This is a genomic window from Bacteroidales bacterium, from assembly GCA_014860575.1.
Classification (GTDB): Bacteria; Bacteroidota; Bacteroidia; order Bacteroidales; family JAAYJT01; genus JAAYJT01.
Genome location: JACZJK010000052.1, coordinates 14,231 through 26,930, shown reverse-complemented (window position 1 = coordinate 26,930; position 12,700 = coordinate 14,231). Strand labels below are relative to the sequence as shown.

Genomic DNA, 12,700 nt, shown 5'->3' with positions numbered 1-12,700 from the left:
GAGTAGTTGAGAGTGATGTTTAGTTGAGTTTTAAGCTAGGATAAAATCTAGTTGACAAACTCCTGTATTTGAGCTTCCAGTTGTTTGTACACCATCTGATTGACCTTGACAACAGGCAGCCGGAGGTTGTTCTGGATAAATCCAAGAATTGCCAGGGCTGCTTTAATCCCTGATGGATTGCCATCGGCAAACAAGGTTTCAATGATTCCGGTAAGTTGATAATGGATCGCACGGGCCTTAACAAAATCACCCTTTAACCCTAAGCGGACCATCTCGGAAAACTGAGCGGGAAAAGCGTTGGCAACAACTGAGATTACACCGTCGCCCCCAAGCGCAAGGATGGGCAGTGTAAGAATGTCGTCACCTGAAATCACCAGGAAATTCTTTGGGCGGTTCTTAATTATTTCCATGCATTGAGCCAGGTTGCCTGATGCTTCCTTCACAGCTACTATATTATCAAAGTCATGCGCCAGTTTGAGTGTGGTTTCTGCAGTCATATTAACGCTGGTCCGGCCTGGAACATTATAAAGTATAACAGGAACCGGCGAGGCGCTTGCAATGTTTTTGTAATGCAGGTAAAGTCCGCGCTGCTGAGGTTTATTATAGTAAGGTGCAACAGACAGAATTCCTTCAATTTCATCAAAAGGGGTTATTTTAATAGTATCAATTATTGCCTGTGTATTGTTTCCTCCAATTCCAACCACTAATGGAACCCTTTTATTAATGGTGTCAATGCAAAAATGCAGAAGCGCATTTTTCTCATCCCTGCTGAGCGTTACCGACTCGCCTGTGGTTCCCATTACAACAATATAATCCACCTTATTTGCTATAAGGTGTTCCAATAATTTGCCCAAAGAGCCAAAATCAATGGTTCCATGTTTGTGAAATGGCGTTACAACCGCTACCCCGGTTCCTTTAAAAATATTGGTCATGTCAATGTGGGTTTAAAATCTTAATATAATGAAGCAGGTGTTGAGTAAACTCCTGCTGGTCGTTGGATTCGTCCTTGATCATCAGATCATACCACGGAAATCGCAAATCGCTTTGTATGCCGGCCTTCAAATGGGCTGATGAAATAGCAGCCAGGTAAAGCAGCGGAAAACAATCTGTCAAATTAAGATCAACCAGGTATTCTGCTGCAATGTATTCGAAGCTTTCAAGAATCTCTTTTGATGGAATTAAAAAGAGATTCAGGTCTTTTTTAGTCAGGATGATGCGCTTATCATGTGGGCCATACTCAAGGCGGTTTAAGTCGCCGGTAAAATATACTACCTGGAAAACCTTTTTATTTTCTTTTACAAGCATCTGGGAAAACTGCTCAATTGCCTGGGGAACCCTGGCTTCGTTGGTTTCAAAGAACAGAACGAAGGAAGTTATCTCTTCGAAAGCAATGGTTTTTTTATCGCGTATTATTTTCCCTGCATGTTTCCGCAGAAAATATAATCCGATTTTCAGGCGTATTTCTTTTAAAAATCTCACAACAGATAATGTAAGTATGGTATGTTCCCCGGCTTATTGCAGCTTGTTTTTGGATCAAAAAACATTAAAACAAATTGCTGAATCTACGGCCCGTAAAAGTAGTGAAGAATTTTCTGATAGTTTGAAGTTTGGTTTGTTAAGTTTTTAATTCACCCGGGTTTTCTTTACTTTCTTCAGATCCAGCAGATTCATGGCATTGCTTCCAAGTCCACGAATATTTTTTTGTGCGAACCGCAGTACCTGGTCGTAATACAATACCACAACAGGAGCCTGATCCATAACTATCTGATCCATTTGTCTGTAATAGCTGTAGCGGACACTATCAATTGTTTCAGTCATTGCTTTTTCGTAAAGCAGGTCATAGTCTTTGGAATTAAAATGAGTGTAGTTAGGGCCGGCTGGTGTAAAATTCCGGGAATAAAATAGCGACAGATAATTCTCGGCATCCGGGTAATCGGCAATCCATGAAGCCCTGAAAAACGGAACGCGCGCCTGTGCGATCATTTCGCGCAAAGTTGCAGGCGGGTTCACATCAATGCAGATATTAAAGCCCAATTCGTTTAGCTGGTGCTGGATATACCTTGTCAGATCCAGATAGGAAGCGTTGGTTGCAATGGTTATATCAGGCAAGCCGCGTCCGTTTGGATATCCAGCCTTTGCCAGAAGTTCACGTGCAAGAACAGGATTGTAATTATATCCTTTCACTGCGTTGCTGTCAAAAGAAGGAAGCCCAGGCGGCACAAACCCGAAAAGGCCTGGTTCTCCAATATTATTGCGCAAAAAACGCATCATTCTTTTGCGGTCGAACCCATGATTAATTGCCTGTCGAATTTCCTTGATCATCAACGGATTATCCTTACTTACCGCAAGTTCAGGATTCACCTGAAAAGCCAGGTATTCGGTGTTCAGATATGGTTGGGTTATTTTTTGAATCCGATCGTTGTATTTGGGATTCAGGTCGCCACTACGTGTGAGCAATTCATCTTTGTAGCTGGCATCAATTCCCGACATAAAATCAAGCTTGCCTTTGATAAATTCAAGAAAGGCGGTGTGCTTATCAACAACAAAAGTGATAGCGATTGCATCGAGGTATGGCAAAGGCTCTCCGTTTTCGGTTTCGAAGTAAGAAGGGTTTTTCAGAAGCACCAATTTCACCCCTTCTTTCCACATCCCAAAGCGGAATGGCCCGGTTCCAACCGGATTTCTGCGAAAATCAGTGCCAAAATATTTTACGGCTTCATGTGGGATTACAGAACAATACTGCATGGTTAGTAATCCTGGAAACGGTGGAAACGCTTGCTCAAGCTCGATTACCAGCGTTGAATCGTTCAATGCAAGAATAGCAGGTTGGTCATTGGATATGAGTTTCACATTTCTGAAAACCCAGGCTCCAGGCGAAGCAACGGCCGGATCGAGAATCCGGCGAAAACTGTAAACAAAATCCTCCGCCCCTACCCTTCTGCCTTGCGAAGCCGGAAAACATGGTGAATCATGAAAATATACATCGGTTCGAAGATGGAAAGTGTAAGTTTTTCCATCTTCGGAGATCTCAAAATTTTTAGCAATGCAGGGTTCAACTTCAAGTTTATCATTGAGTTGCAGCAAACCATTATATACTTGGTTCACACCCCAGATATTGGCCTGATTGCGGGCAAAGGCAGGATCTAAAGAAGTAATGTTGGACGATTCGTTGTAGCGGAAAACGGTGTTTTCATCAAGTTGCTCAAACGGGCCACGGCAACTGAACAGCAGTGATATAAGTACTAACGCAGTGAATGCCGGGCCAAAATTTTTCATGCCGTAAAACTACAAAAATGTGTTCAGGATTTGAAAATCAAATTTTATGGCTCTCACGATTCATTGAACCCTCCCTCGCTGAAACTTGTTCGTGGCTGCCAGAGCCACCAGTTACTCTTCCAAGGACGCTTTAATGCCAGATTCCATAGAATTATTAAATTTGCAATCGTGCTTCGTTACCAGAAGTATTCTCAGACGATATCATTCAATTTCCGTAAAACTAAATCAAAGAATATGAGAAACATGAGAACGATTTTTTTGATAATGGCCATCTTCAGCGCGATTGGATTTTCATCCTTGTTGGCAAGTGATTTAAATGCGCCGGAAAAGCAAACCATCACTGCCGAAAAAATGTGGGAGATGAAACGGGTAGGTAATCCCGTGGTTTCGCCCGATGGCAAACTATCTGCCTTCACCGTAACCGAATACGATACTGATGAAAACAAATCTTCAACAGATATTTTTATTCTGAATAATGAAACCGGTTCTCAGCAACAACTAACTTTCAGCGGCAAAGAAGGCTCACCTACCTGGAGCCCCGACGGGAAAAAGCTGGCTTTCGTTTCCCGACGCCATGATGGCCCAGCACAGCTTTATATCCTGAACCTTTCAGGCGGAGAGGCACAAAAAGTCAGCGATTTGCCGGTGGGCATCTATGCGCCAAAATGGTTCCCCGATGGAAAACGAATAACATTTGCAGCCAATATCCTTCCTGAATATGGCGGTGATTGGGACAAACTGAAGAAACTGCAAGACGAAAAGAAAAAGAGCAAAGTGACGGCTAAAGTCACTGAGAATGCAATGTATAGGTTCTGGGATCGCTGGCTCACCGATGGATATTATCCGCGTTTGTTTTCTATTGATGTGAACACAAAAACCGTAACCGACCTCATGCCCAATACTTCCAATTATTTCAATATGATGGGCGGTGTTTCTTACGATATTTCACCCGATGGGAAAATTATTGCTGTGAGCCAGAATGTTACCGAACCGCCTTATGATGACACAAACAGTGATATCTTCCTTCTCAATACTGACGGCAGCGGCGAAATGACCAATATCACGCCTGATAACAAGGCAAGCGATTCAAGCCCCGTGTTCAGCAATGATGGGAAATATCTACTGTTCGGGCAACAGGCAATTTCTCATTTTTATGCCGATAAGGTGGTGATGACAGTTTACGATATACAGTCCAAAACCATGAAACGCTTGTCAGACCACATAGACCTCAGTTGTGAGCAATGGTTCTGGTCAGCAGATGATAAAACCATCTATTTCATTGCCGAAGACAAGGCCATGAATTCCATTTTCAGTATTCCTGCTTCAGGTGGGAACCATAAAGAAATTTTCAGATCGGGAACCAATAACGGCGCAGCATTTGCCGGTGCAAACAATCTGGTGTTTAACCATCATAACATCAGCGCTCCGCCGGAACTTTACAAAGTTGATCTGAAAACCGTCAAATCCGTAAAAATGACTTCGCATAACGATGAAATAGTCAGTAATACCAATTGGGGAAAGGTGGAAGATGTTTATTACAAGGGAGCCGGCAATGCAGATGTTCAAATGTTTATTGTTTATCCACCGGATTACGACCCATCAAAAAAATACCCGTTGGTGATGCTGATCCATGGTGGCCCGCACGGTACTTTTGGCGATTATTTTCATTTCCGCTGGAATGCTCATTTATTTGCTGCACCAGGTTATATAGCTGCAATGCCGAATTTTCATGGAAGCACCAGTTTTGGGCAGGATTTTGCCATCAGCATTCATGGTGAGCATTCCACAAAACCATTTGAAGACGTGATGAAAGCCGCCGATTATCTGATAGATCGCGGATTAGTAGATGAAAATAAAATGGCTGCTGCCGGTGGAAGTTACGGTGGCTATCTTGTTAGCTGGATCGCCGGCCAAACCGATCGCTTTGCCTGCCTGATCAATCATGCTGGTGTGTATAACCTGCACCTGCAGTTTGCCTCCGATTATTCCGGAAATCGCGGCTACCAGTATGGTGGAACGCCCTGGCAGGATTATGACAAGCTGAATGCGCACAACCCTGCTGAGTTTGCACAAAATTTCAAATCGCCCATGATGGTAATTCATGGCGAAGGAGATTACAGAGTTCCTGTTGCACATGCCTTGCTTGTTTATGGGATATATAAATCCAGGGGGCTTGATGCACGCCTTGTTTACTATCCCGATGAGAACCATTGGATTCTGACCCCACAAAATTCAATTTTCTGGTATAAAGAAGTTCATGACTGGCTTGGTCGGTATCTGAAACCGTAAGGCTACGGACTACATCTTTTCTCCAGTCTGAACCTACCGTTTTGTAGCCACGAATGCACGAATAAAGACAATCCATTCGTGCATTCGTGGCTAATTTTTATACACGTTGTTATTACGCTGAAATTCAAAATCGGTTTACAAATTTTTCTTCTAAAACATCGTGCACCTGTAAAAATGATTACATTGTATCCCGCCTTTTGACTACAATCTAATCGTTACCGTCATGCTTTTTACCGCTCATAGTTATTATAGCCTGCGCTACGGAAGCATGCCTGTGGAACAGTTGGTGGCGGGAGCAAAATCCTATGGATTGAAAACACTGGTGCTGGCGGACATCAACAATACGTCGGCCATCACAGATTTTATACGGGAATGCAATGAGTACGGCATCCGCCCCATTGCCGGTGTAAGCTGTCACCACGAAGGCCGCCACCTCTACACCCTCATCGCCAGCAACAACCAAGGCTTCCGCGATATCAACGATTTCCTTAGCGAGCTCAACATCAATGGGCTGGAACTGCCGGAGAGGGCGCCGGAGTTCGAAGCGGTTTTCATTGTATATCCAATGAGTTCGTTTCTTATTCAAGATTCAAGAATTGAAATTCAAGATTTGAAATTCAAAATTCAAAGTCAATCAGGGATGCCATCCCCTCGTGCCTCGGGGCTTGCATCCCTTGAAAGTTCATCACTCCATCCCGATAGCCATCGGGACTCCAATACTGCATCACTGCATCACAGTATCACTGCATCACAACTAAAACCCAACGAATACATCGGAATCTGCCACTACGAACTGAACAAATTCCTCACCTCTCCCCTGCGCAATTATCCTGAAAAGCTGCTGGCATGGCATAACATCACTTTCGCCGATGCTGACGGATTTGAATTACACCGGCATTTACGGGCCATTGATAATAATTGTTTGCTCAGCAAATTGTCTGATTCGCAACTTGCAAATCGAAACGAAGTTTTTCTTTCGGAAGCAGAAGCGCTAAGGCTTTTTAGCCAATACCCGCAGCTGCTGAGCAACGCAAAGAAATTGCTGGAGCAATGCGAACTGAGCTTTGATTTCAAAATTGTCAAAAACAAAAAAACATTTACCGGCAGTAGTTACGACGATCGCATCCTACTTGAGAAACTAGCCAAGGATGGGCTGGCTTACCGTTATGGTTCGCATAATAAAGAAGCCCTGCGCCGCGTAAAACATGAACTTGATATTATTGATAAACTTGGATTTTCGGCTTATTTTCTGATTACCTGGGACATTATCCGCTATTCTATGTCGCGGGGTTTTTACCATGTGGGGCGTGGCAGCGGCGCCAACAGCATTGTGGCGTATTGTCTGCGCATTACAGATGTGGATCCCATCACCCTTAATCTGTATTTTGAGCGTTTCATCAACCCGCTGCGAACCTCGCCACCCGATTTTGACATTGACTATTCCTGGAAAGAGCGCGACGAAGTGCTGGATTATATCTTCAAGCGTTACGGGCATAAGCATACTGCTTTGCTCGGAGCCATGTCCACATTTAAAGGTAAATCAATTTTGAGAGAGCTTGGCAAAGTGTATGGCTTGCCCAAAAACGAAATTGACGATCTGGTTGAGGATCGCAAAAATCCCAACATGGAAGGCGAGCTTATTAATAAAATAATGGCTGTGGGAACACAAATGACCAACTTTCCCAACATCCGCAGCATCCATGCCGGCGGGGTCTTGATTTCAGAAGAACCCATTACGTGTTACACCGCTCTCGATATGCCGCCCAAAAATTTTCCTACCGTGCAATGGGATATGTACGTGGCCGAAGCCATTGGGTTCGAAAAGCTGGATATCCTGAGCCAGCGCGGCCTGGGCCATATTGATGAATGTGCGAAAATTGTGCAGCAGAACCGCGGCATCACCTTGGATGTGCACAAGGTTGATGAATTCATGAAAGACCCGCAGATTAAACACCAACTGCGAACCGGCGAAACCATTGGCTGCTTCTATATTGAAAGTCCGGCTATGCGCGGCCTGCTTAAAAAATTGCGTTGCGATACCTACCCCATTTTGGTGGCAGCAAGTTCCATTATCAGGCCGGGTGTGGCGCGTTCGGGCATGATGAAAGAATATATCCAGCGTTTCCACAAACCCGGCGTTTTCAAATACATACACCCGGTGATGGAAGAACAATTGAAGGAAACCTTCGGTGTAATGGTGTATCAGGAAGACGTGCTGAAAGTTTGCCACCATTTTGCAGGGCTGGATCTTTCCGATGCCGATATTTTGCGCCGCGCCATGAGTGGCAAGTTCCGATCCAAACAGGAATTTGAACGCATCCGCGACCGCTTTTTCGTAAATTGCAAGGATCGTGGTCATTCCGAAGCCATCGCCCAGGAAGTGTGGCGGCAGATTGAATCGTTTGCAGGCTACTCCTTTTCTAAGGCGCATTCAGCGAGCTATGCCGTGGAAAGTTTCCAGAGCCTTTATTTGAAGGCTCATTTCCCACATGAGTTTCATGTGGCCGTCATCAATAATTTCGGCGGGTTTTACGAAACCTGGGTGTATTTTAATGAAGCCAAACGTTGTGGTGCAAAGATTGAGCTGCCTTGTGTGAACCACAGCCATTACAAGACATCGCTTTCGGGTCAGACCATTTACACCGGTTTTATTCACATTCAGAATCTGGAAAGCAAAGTGGCCCAAAGCATTGAAGAGGATCGTGTCAAAAAGGGGGGATTTAAAAACCTTCAGGATTTTGTGAACCGTGTTCCGATGGGAAAAGAGCAGTTGCTTTTACTAATCCGCACCGGCGCTTTCAGGTTCACAGAAAGAAGCAAACAGCAATTATTATGGGAAGCCCACATGGCTGGCGCAAATACGACTCCCAAAATATCCCGCAACACATTATTTGAAAAAGAGGAAAAAACCTTCACCCTGCCCGAACTGGAACACAGCAAAATTGAGGATGCGTATGATGAGATTGAGTTGCTTGGTTTTCCGGTTACGTTGAGTTATTTTGAGATGCTGGAAACAAGGGACGAGGGGCGAGGGACGAATGAGGAAAGACAAGGAGAAAAGGAGATAGGGAGACAGGGAGAAGGAGTTTCGGATTTACGATTTCGGATTTCCACCACGGCGGACAAGTCGGATTCTCTTGGGTCTTGGAATTTGGAATTTGGAATTTGGAATTTTACTGCGAAGCAGACAGGAAAACGCGTGCAAATTGCCGGCTCCTTCGTCTGCATCAAATACGTAAGCACCATTCGCAAAGAGATCATGCATTTCGGAACTTTTTTCGACCGCAGCGGACAGTTTTTTGATACGGTGCATTTTCCGCCGGTTGTTAAGAAGTTTCCTTTCCGCGGCAAAGGCGTTTATCTGCTCAGCGGTAAAGTAGTAGAGGAATTCGGCTTCGCAAGCCTCGAAGTGGAAAAAATGGAAAAACTACCAATGAAGAAAGATCCGAGGTTCGTTTAATTTATTTTCAGTAAGCTGATAAAGCTGTGAAATCTCAGTGTAATTTTGCGCCGTGAAGCAATTTCTCACCACCGGATTCCTGGTAATCATCTTACTCCTATCAATACTGCGAAACGGTTTGAGCAGTACTTCCATTGATTTAGCAGTAACCCCACCGGATAATTACCGCAATGTGGCCATAATTTACGCTCCCGAAAATATTTTCCAGTCTTGTTTGCTTCCGGAAAACGAAATCAACCCGTTTCATTCCATCAAAAAACCTGTAACTGAAAATCGTCTGATTCGCCCAACTTTTTCATCTTTTACTCTCGAAACCTATGGAAAGTTGCATTCAGCAGTTGAATATTTTGGGATTTGCGATCAGATCTTTCTCAAGTTAAATATTTCAGCAATCATCTTCCCATTTGATTATCACTGGTAAATAAGGCAATTTTCCATCCCGGTTTCACACAAACAATTTTCTTTTCATCTGATCACCCATTGCAGCATTGGTTTTAATGCTGTTGCAGTGATTCATATTTATAACATTTAATACACTTAATCATGGATACTACTTCAATTATTATAGGATTATTCTTTGTTGCATTATTTATAGTTCCAATTTGGTTGATCCAGCGATCTCAAAACAAAAGCAAAGGAACTTTATCAAAATCATTTAAACAAGCCGCTTCAACCCAAGGACTTTCAATCTCAACATCCGATTTTTGGGCTAATATGTATGGTATTGGGGTTGATGAGAAAAGCAACAAATTGCTTTACCTTGCTCATAAACCAGCCGGTGAGAAAGTCATGGTTGTTGACCTCAATACGCTGGAAAAGTGCAGCATTGAAAGGAAAACGCATCAATCAGGAAACGGAAAACACCAGGAAACAGTAACAGACCGCCTTGACCTGAAACTGATCCATAACGATGCAATGCATACCACCTACCGGCTGGAGTTTTACGAGGAATCAACAAGCCTACACATGAACGGAGAGCAGATACTCCTTGAAAAATGGCAAAAAATTATTGGGAATAAATTGGCCGTTGCGAAGACTTAACAAGAGATTCTGGCGGCCGTAGGAAAATCAGCTTAGGAGATTTCAGCAAATATTGCCTGGCATTGCTCAAGAAGCGGTGTCAGGCCATCGTTGTTGATTACGTAATCGGCATGTGGAATTTTAAGTTCTTCGGGCCATTGGTTTTTCATACGCGGTTCCAAAAGTTCAGCGCTTGTATGATCTCGCAGAACGACCCGTTGAATGCGTACTTCTTCTGGCGCCGTGACCAGGATAATTTTATCCAATTGTTTATAAAAGCCTGTTTCAATGATTACGGCTGCTTCGTATATACAAACAGGATAATTGCTATGCAAGTGGCAGAACTCACTGAAGTTTTGCCTTACCAAAGGGTGAATCAGTTGGTTGATAAAACTGAGCGCTCCCTTGTTGTTGAATATATGGTTAGCAAGTTTTGTGCGGTCTATTCTGTGGTCGGAACCTAGAATGTCGTTGCCAAAATAGTTAACTAATCCGGATTGTTGAGAGGGTTCATTAAGCAGCTTTTTTGCTTCTTCATCGGCATTAAATACTGCGGTGCCAAGGATGCTGAAAATTTTTGCAACAGTGGTTTTTCCACTTCCGATATTTCCAGTGAGGCCAACTTTCAGCATGAAGAATGTTTACTGCAGGGTTTTTACCATGATGTATTCAACCCGCTCAGGCTCTATGCGGGCGATGCGAACATACGATGGATGCTGCCTGATCTCAACACGGAGTTTGTTGCTTGATTGCAGTTCCCCCGGACTGCAAAAAATAGCAGCCTCAAACAGCGCAGGATCAATACGTTTATAATCCTTCAATGCAACAAGGCAATGTACTTTCACCGTTTCAGGGAAAACGCGCAATGTAAAAAGGCTGTCAGGGCAATTGACGATGATGGGCAGATCGAATGATTTCTCAGTAAATTTCTCGACGTTTATTCTTACTTCTACCTCGTTATCCGAGTAAGTTAACGGCAAATCAGGTTTCTTCTGAAGTGCAAGATTTAATTGCAGATTTTCATTGATTTCATTCAAGGTCTGCAGACTTGTTTCCACAAAGAATAATGTATCAATAATTTCATGTGGCCCGTAAACCCAGATGCTGTCGGGAACAACCTGTATTGAGTCATAAAGCATGTGTTGGGCGCTCAACTGATATTGAACCCTTGGCAAAACTGGCACACGCCGGCTATGCTCTGCCTTAAACTCAAACCTGAGGGTATCGGGTGTGATAAAGATGAGTTCATTGTGCGAACCCACCTGTGAGGCTAGTTTTCCTGTTAGTCCTGACGTCAGGAGTAAACCGTAGAAATTGATCCCATCAGGGTATAATCTCATTCCTGAGAGATCAATGCTTACAACCGGTTTCTTCTTGAATAAATGGTAGTTGATAAGATTAAACCCACTTGCATCGAGGCCAACGGTTATAGCTGTATCACTTGCATACACCAGTGTTTTACCGGCTGGCAGATTTTCGTATTCAACGTTATAAGTTATCGCGGAAGTGAAATCCTTCGATAGTTTGGCAATCACCCAAACGGTAGCAGAAAAAACTACAAAAACAAAAAAGATTGAAAACTGGTTCCTAAACCTTGTTTTCGCAGGGTTCGGATTAGTTCCGGCATTGTTTGCTAAACCAGTTTTCAACTTCAGTAAGGTTTTGTTTGAAACTATTTTTGTTCTGCGATTTGTGCAGTGCCATCCATAGCTATGGCCGATTTTTCAACCCTGAGCTTCAAGTTATCAGCTACTTCAATAGTAAAAGTTGTTTCCTGTACTTCAACAATTTTTCCGTGCAATCCACCAATGGTAATAATTTTGTCACCTTTCTTGAGGTTCTCACGAAATTTCTTCTGATCCTTTGACCTTTTCATTTGTGGCCTGATAAAAAACAAGTAGAAGATAACAATGATGAGCAAGAGAAAGATCATAGACCCAAAACCTCCGCCTCCTTCTGAACTTTGAGGTGTCATGAGAAGGATGCTGTTTAAAGTTGTAATGTTCATAAAATTGAAATTAAAGTGTTAATTTAAAGCGTTCTAAAATGGTTAGTTTATGTTAGGTATTCCTGTTAAAATATTTGTGATCAGAAATTTGATGTTTCAGGTGTGATTATATTAGCCTGAACCGATAGTTGCTTTGTGTTGGGTTGTGTATTTGCCATCAAGGTTACTGTTTTAACCTGCGAACCTCTGCGGCCGCGGCTATCGAAACTTACGGTAATAACACCTTCCTCACCCGGTCTCATGGGTTTATCGGGGAAAGATGCAACTGTACAACCGCAGGAAGAACTCACACTTGAGATCAGCAACATGGCATCGCCTGAATTCTTAAATTTGAAACCAAATGATACCTGTTCTCCCTGTATGATCCTACCGAAATCATGAAATTCCTTGGCAAATTCAAAAGCAGGCATATCTACGTTTTCTTTGTTCCCTTCCGCACTGCGTGGGTTTTGGATCAGATCAGTCGGCAAGCGGCCTTCGCCGGAAGAATTGCCGCCACAGGAAGACAATACAATTAAAGCCACAACAAGTGCAAGAGAAAAGAATTTAGGTATGGTATTAATGAAGTTCATATTTTTTATAATTGTGCAAATTTACAATTTTTATGGCCACCAGGTTTTTCAGGCTGGCTGGTTCCGGGGTCATAA

11 protein-coding genes are annotated in these 12,700 nt (G+C 43.3%); 4 read left to right on the top strand and 7 right to left on the bottom strand.

Translation table 11 applies throughout. From position 1 onward, the window contains the following. Positions 1 to 47: 47 nt before the first annotated feature. From IH597_13790 to IH597_13780, 3 genes are all read right to left on the bottom strand, one after another. Positions 48 to 932 (bottom strand): 4-hydroxy-tetrahydrodipicolinate synthase, encoded by an 885-nt coding sequence (locus IH597_13790; protein ID MBE0663525.1) that lies wholly within the window; start codon positions 930 to 932, stop codon positions 48 to 50. Position 933: 1 nt separating this feature from the next. Further along, positions 934 to 1,479 carry a hypothetical protein gene (locus tag IH597_13785; protein ID MBE0663524.1) on the bottom strand — a complete coding sequence of 182 codons (546 nt, stop codon included), beginning with the start codon at positions 1,477 to 1,479 and terminating at the stop codon, positions 934 to 936. A 144-nt stretch (positions 1,480 to 1,623) separates the two neighbouring features. After that, on the bottom strand, positions 1,624 to 3,276 hold the full coding sequence (locus tag IH597_13780) for an ABC transporter substrate-binding protein (protein MBE0663523.1): 1,653 nt from the start codon (positions 3,274 to 3,276) through the stop codon (positions 1,624 to 1,626). Between the two features lie 234 nt (positions 3,277 to 3,510). Here IH597_13780 and IH597_13775 point away from each other — a divergent pair, with 234 nt between their 5' ends. The 4 genes from IH597_13775 to IH597_13760 all read left to right on the top strand — a co-directional run bounded on the left by IH597_13775 (position 3,511) and on the right by IH597_13760 (position 10,066). Beyond that, complete coding sequence (locus tag IH597_13775) at positions 3,511 to 5,565, top strand: S9 family peptidase (protein ID MBE0663522.1); 2,055 nt, start codon at positions 3,511 to 3,513, stop codon at positions 5,563 to 5,565. A gap of 223 nt (positions 5,566 to 5,788) precedes the next feature. Beyond that, complete coding sequence (locus IH597_13770) at positions 5,789 to 9,025, top strand: DNA polymerase III subunit alpha (protein ID MBE0663521.1); 3,237 nt, start codon at positions 5,789 to 5,791, stop codon at positions 9,023 to 9,025. Positions 9,026 to 9,077: 52 nt separating this feature from the next. Continuing rightward, positions 9,078 to 9,446: a hypothetical protein gene (locus IH597_13765; protein MBE0663520.1), complete on the top strand. Its 369-nt coding sequence runs from the start codon at positions 9,078 to 9,080 to the stop codon at positions 9,444 to 9,446. Between the two features lie 122 nt (positions 9,447 to 9,568). After that, positions 9,569 to 10,066 carry a hypothetical protein gene (locus IH597_13760; GenBank protein ID MBE0663519.1) on the top strand — a complete coding sequence of 166 codons (498 nt, stop codon included), beginning with the start codon at positions 9,569 to 9,571 and terminating at the stop codon, positions 10,064 to 10,066. A gap of 32 nt (positions 10,067 to 10,098) precedes the next feature. Here the strand turns inward: IH597_13760 and IH597_13755 are convergent, their stop codons facing one another. The 4 genes from IH597_13755 to IH597_13740 all read right to left on the bottom strand — a co-directional run bounded on the left by IH597_13755 (position 10,099) and on the right by IH597_13740 (position 12,625). Then, the gene (locus IH597_13755; GenBank protein ID MBE0663518.1) at positions 10,099 to 10,677 is read right to left on the bottom strand and encodes a dephospho-CoA kinase; all 579 of its coding nucleotides are present in this window, start codon (positions 10,675 to 10,677) and stop codon (positions 10,099 to 10,101) included. Between the two features lie 9 nt (positions 10,678 to 10,686). Further along, a complete protein-coding gene (locus IH597_13750) occupies positions 10,687 to 11,694 on the bottom strand; it encodes a YbbR-like domain-containing protein (protein MBE0663517.1) in 1,008 nt (335 codons plus the stop codon). Between the two features lie 23 nt (positions 11,695 to 11,717). Further along, entirely contained in the window at positions 11,718 to 12,020 is a 303-nt protein-coding gene (gene yajC, locus IH597_13745; GenBank protein MBE0663516.1) for a preprotein translocase subunit YajC, read from the bottom strand. A gap of 113 nt (positions 12,021 to 12,133) precedes the next feature. Further along, on the bottom strand, positions 12,134 to 12,625 hold the full coding sequence (locus IH597_13740; GenBank protein ID MBE0663515.1) for a DUF1573 domain-containing protein: 492 nt from the start codon (positions 12,623 to 12,625) through the stop codon (positions 12,134 to 12,136). Positions 12,626 to 12,700: the final 75 nt, after the last annotated feature.